Raw genomic sequence first — 15,233 nt, 5'->3', positions numbered from 1 at the left:
CCCGGCCACGCCACGCACCGCCGAGACACCAGCCCCCCGAACGCCACCAGGACGGTGAACCCCATGAGCAACTTCCCCGGCGCCGCCAGCGGCATGTACGAAGGGCCCCGCCCCGACAGCCGCTACGTCATCCCGCGCTTCGTCGAGCGCACCTCCCAGGGCATCCGCGAGTACGACCCGTACGCGAAGCTCTTCGAGGAGCGCGTGATCTTCCTGGGCGTCCAGATCGACGACGCCTCCGCCAACGACGTCATGGCGCAGCTGCTGTGCCTGGAGTCGATGGACCCGGACCGGGACATCTCGATCTACATCAACAGCCCCGGTGGCGACATGACCGCCCTCACGGCGATCTACGACACCATGCAGTTCGTGAAGCCCGACATCCAGACGGTCTGCATGGGCCAGGCGGCCTCCGCCGCGGCCATCCTGCTCGCCGCCGGCACCCCCGGCAAGCGCATGGCGCTGCCGAACTCCCGGGTGCTGATCCACCAGCCGGCCGGCTCCACCGGCCGCGGTCAGCTCTCCGACCTGGAGATCATCGCCAACGAGTTCACCCGGATGCGTGAGCAGCTGGAGAACATGCTGGCCAAGCACTCGAACCGGCCCATCGAGCAGGTCCGCGAGGACATCGAGCGGGACAAGATCCTCACGGCCGAGGAGGCGCTGGAGTACGGCCTCGTCGACCAGATCATCTCGACCCGCAAGCTGAACAACAGCGCGGTCCGCTGAAAGCGGAACCACGCACGTCCGGCCCCTCTTGGCACGGTGCACGTCAAAGTGAACCCTGCCAAGGGGGGCCCGAACACCGGGCCCGGCAAGGTACCGTCGGACATAAGGCAGCACCAGGAGCCGCTGGACTCATAGCGTCCAGGCGTCTCCCAGGCGAAGGGGAAGCACACCGTGGCACGCATCGGTGACGGCGGCGATCTGCTCAAGTGCTCGTTCTGCGGCAAGAGCCAGAAGCAGGTCAAGAAGCTCATCGCAGGGCCCGGTGTGTACATCTGCGACGAGTGCATCGATCTCTGCAACGAGATCATCGAGGAAGAGCTCGCGGAGACCAGCGAGGTGCGCTGGGAGGAGCTGCCCAAGCCGCGCGAGATCTACGAGTTCCTCGAGGGCTATGTGGTCGGCCAGGAGGCGGCGAAGAAGGCCCTCTCCGTCGCGGTGTACAACCACTACAAGCGGGTCCAGGCGGGCGAGAACGGCGGCGCGAGCGGCCGGGACGACGCCATCGAGCTGGCGAAGTCCAACATCCTGCTGCTGGGCCCCACGGGCTCCGGCAAGACGCTCCTCGCGCAGACGCTGGCGCGCATGCTGAACGTCCCGTTCGCGATCGCCGACGCCACGGCGCTGACCGAGGCGGGCTACGTGGGCGAGGACGTCGAGAACATCCTCCTCAAGCTCATCCAGGCGGCCGACTACGACGTGAAGAAGGCCGAGACCGGGATCATCTACATCGACGAGATCGACAAGGTCGCGCGCAAGAGCGAGAACCCGTCGATCACCCGTGACGTCTCCGGCGAGGGCGTCCAGCAGGCCCTGCTGAAGATCCTGGAGGGCACCACGGCCTCGGTCCCGCCGCAGGGCGGCCGCAAGCACCCCCACCAGGAGTTCATCCAGATCGACACGACGAACGTCCTGTTCATCGTGGGCGGCGCCTTCGCGGGCCTGGAGAAGATCATCGAGGCCCGGGCCGGTGCAAAGGGCATCGGCTTCGGCGCCACGATCCTCTCCAAGCGCGAGCTGGAGGCCAAGGACGTCTTCGAGGACGTCATGCCGGAGGACCTGGTCAAGTTCGGCATGATCCCCGAGTTCATCGGCCGCCTGCCGGTGATCACGTCCGTCCACAACCTGGACCGCGAAGCGCTCCTGAAGATCCTGGTCGAGCCCCGCAACGCACTGGTCAAGCAGTACCAGCGCCTGTTCGAACTCGACGGCGTGGAGCTGGACTTCGAGCGCGAGGCGCTGGAGGCCATCGCCGACCAGGCGATCCTGCGCCAGACCGGCGCCCGCGGCCTGCGCGCCATCATGGAGGAGGTCCTCCAGGGCGTGATGTACGAGGTCCCGTCCCGCAAGGACGTCGCCCGCGTCGTCATCACCGCCGACGTGGTCCTCTCCAACGTCAACCCGACCCTGATCCCGAGGGACGCCCGCGGGCGGGGCTCGGGGGAGCAGAAGACGGCGTAGGCGCAAGCGGCGTACGAAGGGGCCCCGGTCGACCGACCGGGGCCCCTTCGCCGCTTGAGAGCGCCGAGCGGAACGCGTCAGGCCTTGACGCGGACCTGGCTGCGGAACTTGGCGGTCAGCTCGGCGTCCTTCGCCGGGTCGCTGCCCCGGCCCGCCGCGAGGTTGGCGAAGTCCATCGGCATGACCATGCCGATGGTGCTGTGGTCGCCCCAGACGCAGATCGTGAGTGTCACGTCCTTCGGTCCGCTGCTGCCCGCGCCAGTGGGGGCCGTGGCCTGCTGGCACTTGAGGATCGCACCGTCGAGCCCGGCCGGCTTGTACTCCTTCGGCTCGCCCTTCAGGGCGACGTCCTTGCTGTCACTGTCCTTCTGCGACTCGGACTTGAAGTACGCGAACATCGCGTCGACCGTCTTCTCCGGGTCGTCGATGGTGCCGTAGACACCGCCGAAGTTGAGCCCCTTCTTGCTCAGCGGATTGTCCGGGTCCCCGGCTTCGTACGCGGCGCTGACGTCCTTGGGGTCGTGCACACCCCACTTCTCAGCGTCCTTGAGGTCGCTGTCCGTCATGGTGCCGCTGTCACCCTTGGACTTCTTGTACTCGGACAGCACCGTCGCCGGAGTCGTCAGCTTGTGCGGGCCGTCGTCCGCGACACCGCCGCCGCTTCCGCTCAGCAGGAAGTACGCGCCCACCGCCACGGCGGCCACCACGGCCACCGCGCCGATGATCAGACCCGTCTTCTTCTTGCCCCCGCCCGGCTGCGGTGCCTGCGGCATGCCGTACGGCTGCTGCTGCCCGTAGGGGTTCGGCTGCTGGCCGTACGGACCCGGCTGCTGCGGCGTGCCCTGCTGCGGGTAGCCGTAGCCGGGCTGCTGCGCCGGCGGGGTCTGCTGGGGGTAGCCGTAGCCGGGCTGGGGAGCCTGCGGCTGCTGGCCGTAGGGGCCCGGCTGGCCGTACGGCCCAGGCTGCCCCTGCTGGCCGTACGGACCCGGCTGCTGGGGCTGCTGGCCGTACGGGCCCGGCTGGTTGTTGCTCATTCCTGGGTTCCCCTCCAGAAGCTTATGTGTTCCTGACATCCTGGCCCAGGCGCGGAAACAGCACGGCACCGGGGGCCGCACCGTTACAGAACAAAGGCGTTTCGGGACCACCCCGTGACACCTCTAAACTGACCCCCGTGACCGAGAACGCTCAGCAGCAGCCACCCGCGCCCGACACCGAACTGCCGACCCAGTACGCGCCGGCCGATGTAGAGGGGCCGCTGTACGAGCGCTGGGTAGAGCGGGGCTACTTCGAGGCGGACGCGAAGAGCGACAAGCCGCCGTACACGATCGTCATCCCGCCGCCGAACGTCACGGGCAGCCTGCACCTCGGGCACGCCTTCGAGCACACGATCATCGACGCCCTCACCCGCCGCAAGCGGATGCAGGGCTACGAGACGCTGTGGCAGCCCGGCATGGACCACGCCGGCATCGCCACGCAGAACGTGGTCGAACGCGAGCTGGGCAAGGAGGGCAAGTCCCGGCACGACCTGGGCCGCGAGGCCTTCGTCGAGCGGGTCTGGCAGTGGAAGGCCGAGTCCGGCGGGCAGATCTCCGGGCAGATGCGCCGCCTCGGTGACGGCGTCGCCTGGTCGCGCGAGCGCTTCACCATGGACGAGGGCCTGTCCCAGGCCGTCCAGACGATCTTCAAGAAGCTCTACGACGACGAGCTGATCTACCGGGCCGAGCGCATCATCAACTGGTGCCCGCGCTGTCTGACCGCGATCTCGGACATCGAGGTCGAGTACCAGGACGACGACGGCGAGCTGGTCTCGATGCGCTACGGCGACGGGGACGACTCGATCGTCGTCGCCACCACCCGCGCCGAGACGATGCTCGGCGACACGGCCGTCGCCGTCCACCCGGACGACGAGCGGTACAAGCACCTCGTCGGCAAGCTCATCAAGCTGCCGCTGACCGACCGCTCCATCCCGGTCGTCGCGGACACGCACGTCGACCCCGAGTTCGGCACGGGCGCCGTCAAGGTCACCCCGGCGCACGACCCGAACGACTTCGAGATCGGCCAGCGCCACGACCTGCCGGCCATCACCATGATGGACGAGCACGCCGTCATCACCGTCCACGGCCCGTTCCAGGGCATGGACCGCCTGGAGGCCCGCTCGGCGATCGTCGCCGCACTGCGCGCCGAGGGCCGGATCGTCGCCGAGAAGCGGCCGTACGTCCACTCCGTCGGCCACTGCTCGCGCTGCAAGACCACCATCGAGCCGCGTCTGTCCATGCAGTGGTGGGTCAAGGTCGGCCCGCTGGCCAAGGCCGCCGGCGACGCCGTCCGCGACGGCAAGGTCAAGATCCATCCGCAGGAGATGGAGAAGCGGTACTTCGACTGGGTCGACAACCTCCACGACTGGTGCATCTCCCGCCAGCTGTGGTGGGGTCACCGGATTCCGGTCTGGTACGGGCCGAACGGTGAAGTGGTCTGCGTCGGCCCGGACGAGGAGCCGCCGACCGGCGAGGGCTGGCACCAGGACACCGACGTCCTCGACACCTGGTTCTCCTCCGGTCTGTGGCCGTTCTCCACCCTCGGCTGGCCCGAACAGACCGAGTCGCTCGCGAAGTTCTACCCGAACTCCGTCCTCGTCACCGGCTACGACATCCTGTTCTTCTGGGTCGCCCGGATGATGATGTTCGGCCTGTACGCGATGGACGGCACCCCGCCGTTCCACACCATCGCCCTGCACGGCATGGTCCGCGACCAGTTCGGCAAGAAGATGTCGAAGTCCTTCGGCAACGCGGTCAACCCGCTGGACTGGATGGACAAGTACGGCTCCGACGCCCTGCGTTTCACCCTGGCCCGCGGCGCCAACCCGGGCGTCGACGTGCCGATCGGCGAGGACTGGGTCCAGGGCTCCCGCAACTTCGCCAACAAGATCTGGAACGCGACCCGCTTCGCGCTGATGAACGGCGCGACGGTCGAGGGCCCGCTGCCGGACCCGTCGGCGATGTCGGCGACGGACCGCTGGATCCTCTCCCGCCTCAACTCGGTGATCGCCGAAGTCGACGCGTACTACGACGACTTCCAGTTCGCCAAGCTCTCCGACGCCCTCTTCCACTTCGCGTGGGACGAGGTCTTCGACTGGTACGTCGAGCTGTCCAAGACGGTCTTCCAGGCGGGCGGCGAGCCGGCGGAGGTCAGCAAGCGCGTCCTCGGCGAGGTCCTGGACGTCACCCTCAAGCTGCTGCACCCGGTGGTCCCGTTCGTCACGGAGACCCTCTGGACGACGCTGACGGGCGGCGAGTCGATCGTCGTCGCCGACTGGCCGAAGGCTGTGTCCGTTCCTGGTGCCGACGCACCGGGCGGCTTCCGTGACGCGGCGGCCGAGCAGGAGATCGCCACCCTCCAGTCGGTCATCACCGAGGTCCGCCGCTTCCGCGCCGACCAGGGCCTCCAGCCCGGCCAGCGGGTCCCGGCCCGCCTGACGCTGGACGGCACGCCGCTCGCCCCGCACGAGGCCGCCATCCGCCAGCTGCTCCGCCTCCAGCCGGAGGGCGAGGGCTTCACGGCCACGGCGACCCTGCCGGTGGCGGGCGCCGAGGTCGCCCTCGACCTCTCCGGCACGATCGACGTCGCCGCGGAGCGCAAGCGCCTGGCCAAGGACCTGGCCGCAGCGGAGAAGGAGAAGGCCCAGGCCACGGCCAAGCTCGGCAACGAGGCGTTCCTGGCGAAGGCCCCGGAGAACGTGGTGGACAAGATCCGCACGCGCCTGGCCAAGGCGGACGAGGACATCGCCCGCATCACCGCCCAGCTGGAGAAGCTGCCGCAGGCGTGAGCGGTTGGCGAAGGCCCCGGTGCCGGTGCGGCGCCGGGGCCTTCGGCGTGCCCCGTCAGGGGCGCGGGGCCGTATCGATGTGCGGCTGCGCCGCGCGGGCGCGACCAGCCCATGGCGGCCCGCGGCCGGCCGACAAGACAAGCCACCCCATACCGGCGCCGCGCCGCAGGCACCCGCTCCGTAGACTGGGCCTCGTGAGCGAAGCGCCCGGCACCAGCGACACCCCCGACCCCCTCGACTCCTTCGACGAGATCATCGAAGCCGAGACCACCCGTGACCCCGACCTCGCGGTCATCGAGGCCGGCAGCCGCACCCTGCGCACCCAGGGCGGCCCTTTGCAGGCGGACGTGCCCGCCCGCCCCGAGGACCCCGAGGTCGACAAGGCCCTGCGTGAGGTCGAGGCGGAGCTGGCCACCCGCTGGGGCGAGACCAAGCTGGAGCCCTCGGTCGCCAGGATCGCCGCGCTGATGGACGTACTCGGCGAGCCCCAGCGGTCGTACCCCTCGATCCACATCACGGGCACGAACGGCAAGACCTCCACCGCCCGCATGATCGAGGCCCTGCTCGGCGCCTTCGAGCTGCGTACCGGCCGCTACACCAGCCCGCACGTGCAGTCGATCACCGAGCGGATCAGCCTGGACGGCGCCCCGATCAGCGCCGAGCGGTTCATCGAGACGTACCAGGACATCAAGCCGTACGTCGAGATGGTGGACGGGCAGCAGGAGTACCGGCTGTCCTTCTTCGAGGTACTCACCGGCATGGCGTACGCGGCCTTCGCGGACGCCCCCGTGGACGTCGCCGTCGTCGAGGTCGGCATGGGCGGCTCCTGGGACGCCACCAATGTGATCGACGGCGACGTCGCCGTCGTCACCCCCATCGATCTCGACCACACCGACCGGCTCGGCGAGACGCACGCGCAGATCGCCGGCGAGAAGAGCGGCATCATCAAGCAGGACGCGACCGTCATCCTGGCCCAGCAGCCGGTGGACGCGGCGCAGGTGCTGCTGAAGAAGGCCGTCGAGGTCGACGCCACGGTCGCCCGTGAGGGGCTGGAGTTCGGCGTCGTGGCCCGGCAGGTCGCCGTCGGCGGGCAGCTGCTCACGCTGCGCGGCCTCGGTGGCGAGTACCCCGAGGTCTACCTCCCGCTGCACGGCGCCCACCAGGCCCACAACGCGGCCGTCGCGCTCGCCGCCGTGGAGGCGTTCTTCGGCGTCGGCGCGCAGCGCGCCGAGCCGCTGGACATCGACACCGTGCGCAAGGCGTTCGCGGCCGTGTCGTCGCCGGGCCGGCTGGAGGTCGTACGGCGGTCTCCCACCGTCGTGCTGGACGCCGCGCACAACCCGGCGGGTGCCGAGGCCACCGCCGAGGCCGTACGGGAGGCGTTCGACTTCACCCGGCTGATCGGGGTCGTCGGCGCGAGCGGCGACAAGAACGTGCGCGGGCTGCTGGAGGCCTTCGAGCCGATCTTCGCGGAGGTCGTCGTCACGCAGAACTCCAGCCATCGCGCCATGGACGCGGACGAGCTGGCCGCGATCGCCGTCGAGGTGTTCGGCGACGAGCGGGTGCAGGTCGAGCCGCGGCTGCCGGACGCCCTGGAGGCCGCGATCACGCTGGCCGAGGAGGAGGGCGAGTTCGCGGGCGGCGGTGTGCTGGTGACCGGTTCCGTCATCACGGTCGGCGAGGCCCGGCTGCTGCTGGGGAAGGGCTGAGAGTCGACCATGCGTACGCTCTGTGCGTCGACCCTGATCGGTGAGTTCTTCGTCATCGGCTTCGCCGGGCTCGTCGCGATGAAGGACCCGGACCTGACCACGTCGACGGTGTGGCTGGTCAGCGGCATCGCCATGCTGCTGTGCGTGCTGCTGTGCGGCATGGTGACCCGGCCCGGCGGGGTGGCCCTCGGCTGGGCCCTGCAGATCGCCCTGATCGCCTCCGGTGTCTTCGTCCCGACCATGTACTTCCTGGGCGCGGTGTTCGCGGCGCTGTGGTGGGCGTCGGTGCACTTCGGGAGAAAGGTGGACGAGGCGAAGGCCCGCTTCGCGGCCCAGGCACAGTCCTCCTCCTCCACGGCTGACGCTGCGTAACAAGGGCCCCGACACGCCCTGTAACCTCGTCCCACCGCACCCGCAAGTCGTGTAAGGAGCCTCCCGTGAGCCAGCGCACCCTCGTCCTCCTCAAGCCCGACGCCGTCCGTCGCGGCCTGACCGGCGAGATCATCAGCCGTATCGAGCGCAAGGCCGGCTGGCAGATCACCGCGCTGGAGCTGCGCACCCTGGACCAGGACACGCTGGAGCAGCACTACGGCGAGCACAAGGGCAAGCCGTTCTACGAGCCGCTGGTCGAGTTCATGTCCTCCGGTCCGGTCGTCGCGCTGATCGTGGAGGGCGAGCGGGTCATCGAGGGCGTGCGCCAGCTCGCCGGCCCCACCGACCCGATCGCCGCCGCGCCCGGTTCGATCCGCGGTGACTACGGCGTGATCGTCCGCGAGAACCTGATCCACGCCTCCGACTCCGAGGAGTCCGCCGAGCGCGAGGTGAAGATCTTCTTCCCGGGCCGCGCGTAACGCCCGCCCGCCGCGGAGAAGGTCCGGGACCACGCCCGGACCTTTCCGGGACACTCCTGGCATTTGAGGGAACGAGCGCCCCCGAACGCCCGTCTCCACAAGCGGGGCGGCACGCCATCTGGTGACAATGGCGGAGACCCTCGCGCAGTGTTCGTGCAGGCGCGTTTACGATGGAAGCCTTCACGTCACAGCACCCGCCTCGCCGACCTGACATGCCCTCAAAAGCTCAGGAAGGCCAGATGAATCCGGATGGGGAACTCAATGTCGTTCATCGGCCGTGACATGGCTGTCGACCTCGGGACCGCCAACACGCTGGTGTACGTCAGGGGTCGCGGGATCGTACTGAACGAGCCGTCCGTCGTGGCGATCAACACCAACACGGGTGGGATCCTCGCGGTCGGTGCCGAAGCGAAGAAGATGATCGGCCGGACGCCGGGCAACATCGTGGCGGTCCGTCCGCTGAAGGACGGGGTGATCGCCGACTTCGAGATCACCGAGCGGATGCTCCGCTACTTCATCCTGAAGATCCACAAGCGGCGGTATCTGGCCCGGCCGCGGGTCGTCGTCTGTGTGCCCTCGGGCATCACGGGCGTCGAGCGCCGGGCGGTCATCGAGGCGTCCTCCCAGGCCGGCGCCCGTCAGGTGCACATCATCGAGGAGCCCATGGCCGCCGCCATCGGCTCCGGCCTGCCGGTCCACGAGGCCACGGGCAACATGGTGGTGGACATCGGCGGCGGCACCACGGAGGTCGCGGTCATCTCGCTCGGCGGCATCGTCACCGCCCAGTCCATCCGCGTCGCCGGCGACGAACTGGACAACGCGATCATCCAGTACATCAAGAAGGAGTACAGCCTCCTCCTGGGTGAACGCACGGCGGAACAGATCAAGATCACCATCGGTTCGGCGTACGACCTCGACACCGACGAGCACACCGAAGTCCGCGGCCGGGACCTGGTGTCCGGGCTGCCGAAGACCGTCGTCATCTCGGCGGCCGAGGTCCGCAAGGCGATCGAGGAGCCGGTCAACGCGATCGTGGACGCGGTGAAGACCACCCTCGACAAGTGCCCGCCGGAGCTGTCCGGCGACATCATGGACCGGGGAATCGTTCTGACCGGCGGGGGCGCCCTGCTGCGCGGGCTCGACGAGCGGCTGCGGCGGGAGACCGGCATGCCGATCCACATCGCCGAGGACCCGCTGGACAGCGTCGCGCTCGGCTCCGGCAAGTGCGTCGAGGAGTTCGAGGCACTGCAGCAGGTCCTGGACGCCCAGCCGCGCAGATGACGCACTCTTCGATTCCGCCGTACGAGACGTTCTCCTCTCGTGCGGCGGATCGTTGATATAGAGGCATAAGCTCCCACACATGGGCCTCTTGGGTCACGTCGCGGCATGCGCGTTCTCCAGGGGTCCGACGAATTCCTACTTGAGGAAGGGCACGGCCGCCGCACGTGAGGGACACGAAAGAGAGCCGGCTGCTCCTGGTCCTGCTGGTCGCCATCGCGTTCGCGCTGATCACGGTGGACATCCGCGGAGGCCGGAACTCCCCGGTCGACGGTGCCCGGCACGCCGCCGCGGCGGTGTTCGGCCCGGTCGAGAACGGGCTGTCCTCCGCGGTGGACCCGGTAGGCAACGCCGTCTCCGCGATCCGCGACTCCGGCAGCCGGCACGACCGGCTCGCCGCGCTGGAGAAGGAGAACGCGGCCCTCAAGGCCAAGCTCGGCAGCGACGACCGCAACCGCAGCCGCCTGAGGCAGCTCGACAAGCTGCTCAAGGTGGCCGGCGAGGGGCAGTACGGCATCAAGGGCGCCCAGGTCATCGCCATAGGCTCGGCCCAGGGCTTCTCCTGGACCATCACCATCGACGCCGGCGCCAACGACGGCATCAAGCGGGACATGACCGTCCTGAACGGGGACGGCCTCGTCGGCCGGGTCACCACGGTCGGCCCCAGCACCTCCACCGTGCTGCTCGCCAACGACCCGGACTTCACCGTCGGCACCCGCATGGAGGCGGGCGACGAACTCGGCTTCGCCTCCGGGCAGGGCGACCGCCCGCTGCGCGTGGAACTGCTCAACGGCAAGGCGGAGGTGAAGAAGGGCGACCGGCTCGTCACGTTCGGCTCGCAGGCCGACAAGCCGTTCGTGCCCGGTGTCCCGGTCGGCGTGGTCTCCCGCGTCGACCCCTCCGGCGGAGGCCTCACCCGCACGCTGTACGTCACCCCGTACGTCAGCTTCACCAAGCTCGACATCGTCGGCGTGGTCGTGGCGGCACCGAGGAAGGACCCGCGGGACACCGTGCTCCCGGCCAAGCCGAAGCCGGTCCCGACGCCGACGGTGACCGTGACGGTCACCCCGTCGGCCGACGCCCCCGCCACCGACGAGCAGCAGTAGGAGCTGTATCCCCATGCGTGTCAACCGGATCCTGCTGTCCACCGCGCTGATCGTCGTGGCCCTGGTGATCCAGGTGAGCGTCCTCGCCCGGCTGCACCTGCCGGGCGCCGTCCCCGACCTGCTGCTGCTCACCGTCCTCGGCCTGGCGATGGTCTACGGCCATGTGGGCGGCGCCCTCGTCGGTTTCGGCGCCGGTCTCCTCGCCGACCTGGCCCCGCCGGCCGACCACGCGGCCGGCCGGTACGCGCTCGTGCTGTGCGTCATCGGCTACTTCGCCGGGCTCATCAGGCCGGAGAACGGCCGGCTGAAGTCGGCGACCGGCCCGATGGCCGTCGTGGTCGCCGCCGCCATCGGCTCCACCCTGCTCTACGCCGGGGTGGGCGCCCTGGTCGGCGACACCGCCGCCCGCCATGTCGGCCTGACCGGACTGCTGTTCTCCGCCGCCCTGTACGACCTGCTGCTCGCCCCGTTCGTGGTACCCGGCGTGATGTGGCTGGCCCGCCGCGCCGACAACGACCCGCTCACCGAGACCGGACCCGCGGCCAAGGCCGGGGACATCTCCTCGGGCTGGCTGTCCTCCGGCACGGGCCTGCGCATCGGCAGCCAGCGCAGCGGCCTGGGCGCCCTGAAGGCCAAGGCGCGCACGCGTTCCGCACGGGCCGGCCGCATCAAGGGGGTCAAGCGCCTGTGAGGGACGGGGAGTTCCACCCGGATGAGTTCACTCGAACGGGTCAGCCTTCCTGGAACGCGGGTTCACAGGCTGGTCGTTCATCATTCGTACGCGTTCTCGCACATGCGCACTGAGAGGGGGAGACAGCCGCAGTGACCAACATCCCCGAGACCGGTCGGACCCCACGGGTCCAGATCCGGCTCGTCGTGAGCCAGATCCTCGTTCTCTCCCTCCTCGGCACGCTCGGCGGCCGGTTGTGGTACCTGCAGATCCGGGAGGGCGCCGAGTACCAGAAGGAGGCGTCCGGCAACCACGTCCAGCAGGTCGTCGACCCGGCCGTGCGCGGCGACATCCTGGACGCCCGCGGCGTCGCCCTCGCGGACAACGAGACCCGCCTGGTGGTCTCCGCCTCCCGCACCGACCTGCTGAAGCAGAAGGACGACGGCAAGGCCGTCCTCACCAAGCTGGCCGGCGTCCTCGGCATGAGCCCCGAGGAGGTCATGCAGAAGGTCCGGCTGTGTGACGCCAAGACCCCCCAGCCCTGCTGGAACGGCTCGCCCTACCAGCCGATCCCGATCACCGACGAGGCCACCGCCAAGCAGGCCCTGCAGATCCGTGAGCGCTCCGAGGACTTCCCCGGCATCACCGCCGAGCCCGAGGCCGTCCGCCGCTACCCGGGCCCCGGCAAGTCCAACACCGCACAGGTGCTCGGATATCTCTCGCCCGTCACCGACGCCGAGATCCAGCAGGCCAAGGACACCGACTCGCCCTACCTGCGCTCCGACATGGTCGGCCGCTCCGGCCTGGAGCGGACGTACGACAAGGTCCTGCGCGGCAAGGCCGGCGTCACCCGCTACGAGGTCGACAACCTCGGCCGGGTCATCGGCAAGGCCAAGTCGGACGCGGCCGAGCCCGGTTCGAACCTGGTCACCAGCATCGACTCCCGCGTCCAGCGGGTCGCCGAGTACGAGCTGGACAAGGCGATGAAGGCCGCCCGCCAGCAGTTCGACAAGATCACCGGCACCAACTACAAGGCCGACTCCGGTGCCGTCGTGGTGATGGAGGCCAAGACCGGCCGCATCGTCGCCATGGCCTCGGCGCCGACGTACGACCCGAACGTCTGGGTCGGCGGCATCTCCGCCAAGGACTACAAGGCCCTCACCGGCAAGGACTCGGACTACCCCCTGCTCAACCGCGCCATACAGGGTCAGGCCGCCCCCGGCTCGACGTTCAAGGTGGTCTCCACGGCCGCCGCCGTAGAGGCCGGCTACGACTTCAACGGCCGCTACCCCTGCACCAGCTCCTACTCGGTCGGCGGCCAGGTCTTCAAGAACTTCGAGGGCGAGAGCTTCGGCCCGATCCCCCTGGGCCGCGCCCTGGAGGTCTCCTGCGACACCGTCTTCTACTACCTGGCCGACAACGAGTGGAAGAAGGACGGCGGCATCAACCCCAAGAAGGGCCAGCCGAAGGACTACTTCTACAAGGCCGCCCACCAGTTCGGCCTCGGCAGGGAGACCGGCATCGACCTGCCCAACGAGGTCACCGGCCGCGTCCCCGACCGCCAGTGGAAGCTGGCGTACTGGAAGGCCAACAAGGACGCCTGGTGCAAGAGCGGCAAGAAGGACGGCTCCTACGTCGAGAAGATCGCCTACGAGAACTGCCTCGAAGGCAACAAGATGCGCGAGGGCGACTCGATCAACTACTCCATCGGCCAGGGTGACACCCTCGTCACCCCGATCCAGGAAGCCGTGATCTACGGAGCCGTCGCCAACGGCGGCACGATGTACCAGCCGACCATCGGCAAGGCGGTGATCAGCGCCGACGGCAAGACCGTCCAGGAGATCAAGCCGAAGAAGCGCGGCAAGCTGCCCGTCAGCCAGGCCACCCTCAAGGGCATGAACGACGCCTTCGCGGGCGTCATCACCCGCGGTACGGCGGCCTGGAAGTTCGGCGGCTGGCCGCAGGACAAGATCCCGCTGCACGCCAAGACCGGCACGGCCGAGGTCTACGGCAAGCAGACCACGTCCTGGCTGGCCACCTACTCCAAGGACTACACGGTGATCATGACGATCGCCCAGGCCGGTACGGGTTCCGGCGCCTCCGGTGAGGCCGTGCGCAACATCTACAGCGCGCTCTACGGCGTCCAGGGCGACGGCTCCATCGACACCAAGAAGGCGCTGCTGCCGGAACCGCAGAAGGGCCTGCCCAAGGTCCGCACGGACGGCACCATCGCCGCCCCGAAGGTCACCGGCGACCCGGCGAAGGACGCCGAGGCCGCCCAGAAGAACAACCCGACCAACGGCGACGTCCAGCAGCCCGCGGGCACCACGCCCCCGCCCGCCACGGGCAACCGCGACACCCGCAGGCGGCCTCGCAGGAGGGGAAGCCGGAGGATGCCCTCATGACCGGCGCGAACAGCTTCTCCGTCTCCAGGTACGGCCCCGAGCGAGCCGGCTGGACCAGGATCTTCGCCCGCGACTCGCTCACCCGCCGGCTCGACTGGCCGATACTGCTCGCGGCCACCGCCCTGTCCCTGCTGGGCTCCCTGCTCGTGTACTCGGCGACCCGCAACCGCACCGAGCTGAACCAGGGCGACCCCTACTTCTTCCTGATCCGGCACCTGATGAACCTGGGCATCGGGATCGCCCTGATGATCGCCACGGTCTGGCTCGGCCACCGCGCCCTGCGCAACGCCGTGCCGATCCTCTACGGCCTGTCGGTGCTCCTCGCCCTGGTGGTCCTCACCCCGCTCGGCGCCACGATCAACGGCCAGCGCAACTGGCTGGTGATCGGCGGCTTCTCGCTCCAGCCCGCCGAGTTCCTCAAGGTGACGATCATCCTGGGCATGGCCATGATGCTGGCCGCACGGGTGGACGCGGGCGACAAGCCGTACCCCGACCACCGGACCGTCTTCCAGTCCCTGTGCCTGGCCGCCGTCCCGATCCTGATCCTGCTGCTCATGCCCGACCTCGGCTCGGTGCTGGCCATGGTGGCGATCATCCTCGGCGTGCTGCTCGCCTCCGGCGCCTCCAACCGCTGGGTCTTCGGTCTGCTCACCGCCGGCGTCATCGGCTGCATCGCGATCTGGCAGCTGCACATCCTGGACGAGTACCAGATCAACCGGTTCGCGGCCTTCGCCAACCCGGACCTGGACCCGGCCGGTGTCGGCTACAACACCAACCAGGCCCGCATCGCCATCGGCTCCGGCGGACTCACCGGGGCCGGGCTGTTCCACGGCTCGCAGACGACCGGCCAGTTCGTGCCCGAGCAGCAGACCGACTTCGTGTTCACGGTCGCGGGGGAGGAGCTGGGCTTCGTCGGCGCCGGCTTCATCATCTTCCTCCTCGGTGTCCTGCTGTGGCGCGCCTGCCGGATAGCGCGTGACTCGACCGAGCTGTACGGGACGATCGTCGCCGCCGGGATCGTGGCCTGGTTCGCCTTCCAGTCCTTCGAGAACATCGGCATGACCCTCGGCATCATGCCGGTCACCGGTCTCCCCCTGCCGTTCGTGTCGTACGGCGGATCGTCCATGTTCGCGGTGTGGGTCGCGGTAGGACTGTTGCAGTCGATCAAGGTGCAACGGCCCATGTCGGCGTAGGCCTCGGCGCC

Annotated in this window: 12 protein-coding genes; 11 read left to right on the top strand and 1 reads right to left on the bottom strand. The window is 69.3% G+C overall.

Translation table 11 applies throughout. The annotated features are described in order from the left end of the window. The first annotated feature begins 63 nt into the window (after positions 1–63). Together AB0L21_RS22605 and clpX are read left to right on the top strand one after the other, a co-directional pair. On the top strand, positions 64–729 hold the full coding sequence (locus AB0L21_RS22605) for an ATP-dependent Clp protease proteolytic subunit (RefSeq protein WP_030648613.1): 666 nt from the start codon (positions 64–66) through the stop codon (positions 727–729). A 171-nt stretch (positions 730–900) separates the two neighbouring features. Further along, the gene (clpX, locus tag AB0L21_RS22600) at positions 901–2,187 is read left to right on the top strand and encodes an ATP-dependent Clp protease ATP-binding subunit ClpX (protein WP_014672712.1); all 1,287 of its coding nucleotides are present in this window, start codon (positions 901–903) and stop codon (positions 2,185–2,187) included. Between the two features lie 77 nt (positions 2,188–2,264). Here clpX and AB0L21_RS22595 read toward each other — a convergent pair whose 3' ends face one another. Continuing rightward, entirely contained in the window at positions 2,265–3,221 is a 957-nt protein-coding gene (locus tag AB0L21_RS22595; protein ID WP_365785968.1) for a hypothetical protein, read from the bottom strand. Positions 3,222–3,358: 137 nt separating this feature from the next. Here AB0L21_RS22595 and AB0L21_RS22590 point away from each other — a divergent pair, with 137 nt between their 5' ends. The 9 genes from AB0L21_RS22590 to rodA all read left to right on the top strand — a co-directional run bounded on the left by AB0L21_RS22590 (position 3,359) and on the right by rodA (position 15,222). Beyond that, entirely contained in the window at positions 3,359–6,010 is a 2,652-nt protein-coding gene (locus AB0L21_RS22590; RefSeq protein ID WP_365699951.1) for a valine--tRNA ligase, read from the top strand. 194 nt (positions 6,011–6,204) lie between these two features. Continuing rightward, positions 6,205–7,719, top strand: coding sequence for a folylpolyglutamate synthase/dihydrofolate synthase family protein (locus AB0L21_RS22585; protein WP_365785966.1), 1,515 nt, complete (start codon positions 6,205–6,207; stop codon positions 7,717–7,719). A gap of 9 nt (positions 7,720–7,728) precedes the next feature. After that, positions 7,729–8,091, top strand: a complete 363-nt coding sequence (locus AB0L21_RS22580; RefSeq protein WP_365699955.1) for a DUF4233 domain-containing protein — start codon at positions 7,729–7,731, stop codon at positions 8,089–8,091. A 65-nt stretch (positions 8,092–8,156) separates the two neighbouring features. Next, positions 8,157–8,570, top strand: a complete 414-nt coding sequence (ndk, locus tag AB0L21_RS22575) for a nucleoside-diphosphate kinase (RefSeq protein ID WP_014672706.1) — start codon at positions 8,157–8,159, stop codon at positions 8,568–8,570. A 261-nt stretch (positions 8,571–8,831) separates the two neighbouring features. Continuing rightward, complete coding sequence (locus AB0L21_RS22570; RefSeq protein WP_014672705.1) at positions 8,832–9,851, top strand: rod shape-determining protein; 1,020 nt, start codon at positions 8,832–8,834, stop codon at positions 9,849–9,851. Positions 9,852–10,015: 164 nt separating this feature from the next. Next, positions 10,016–10,954, top strand: coding sequence for a rod shape-determining protein MreC (gene mreC, locus AB0L21_RS22565; RefSeq protein ID WP_365785964.1), 939 nt, complete (start codon positions 10,016–10,018; stop codon positions 10,952–10,954). 13 nt (positions 10,955–10,967) lie between these two features. After that, positions 10,968–11,645, top strand: a complete 678-nt coding sequence (mreD, locus tag AB0L21_RS22560; protein ID WP_365699959.1) for a rod shape-determining protein MreD — start codon at positions 10,968–10,970, stop codon at positions 11,643–11,645. A 131-nt stretch (positions 11,646–11,776) separates the two neighbouring features. Then, positions 11,777–14,029, top strand: coding sequence for a penicillin-binding protein 2 (mrdA, locus tag AB0L21_RS22555; protein WP_365785962.1), 2,253 nt, complete (start codon positions 11,777–11,779; stop codon positions 14,027–14,029). Next, positions 14,026–15,222 carry a rod shape-determining protein RodA gene (gene rodA, locus AB0L21_RS22550; RefSeq protein ID WP_365699963.1) on the top strand — a complete coding sequence of 399 codons (1,197 nt, stop codon included), beginning with the start codon at positions 14,026–14,028 and terminating at the stop codon, positions 15,220–15,222. Before mrdA ends, rodA begins: the two co-directional genes overlap by 4 nt. The last annotated feature ends 11 nt before the right edge of the window (positions 15,223–15,233 follow it).

The organism is Streptomyces sp. NPDC052721 (assembly GCF_040678315.1).
Lineage (GTDB): Bacteria > Actinomycetota > Actinomycetes > Streptomycetales > Streptomycetaceae > Streptomyces.
The sequence above is the reverse complement of the archived record's forward strand: the minus strand, read 5'-3'. Positions and strand labels throughout refer to the sequence as shown.

Coding starts and splice junctions, on each gene's coding strand:
- AB0L21_RS22605 (WP_030648613.1), top strand. CDS start 64: ATGAGCAACTTCCCCGGCGCCGCCAGCGGCATGTACGAAGGGCCCCGC.
- AB0L21_RS22595 (WP_365785968.1), bottom strand. CDS start 3,221: ATGAGCAACAACCAGCCGGGCCCGTACGGCCAGCAGCCCCAGCAGCCG.
- AB0L21_RS22580 (WP_365699955.1), top strand. CDS start 7,729: ATGCGTACGCTCTGTGCGTCGACCCTGATCGGTGAGTTCTTCGTCATC.
- AB0L21_RS22570 (WP_014672705.1), top strand. CDS start 8,832: ATGTCGTTCATCGGCCGTGACATGGCTGTCGACCTCGGGACCGCCAAC.
- mreD (WP_365699959.1), top strand. CDS start 10,968: ATGCGTGTCAACCGGATCCTGCTGTCCACCGCGCTGATCGTCGTGGCC.
- rodA (WP_365699963.1), top strand. CDS start 14,026: ATGACCGGCGCGAACAGCTTCTCCGTCTCCAGGTACGGCCCCGAGCGA.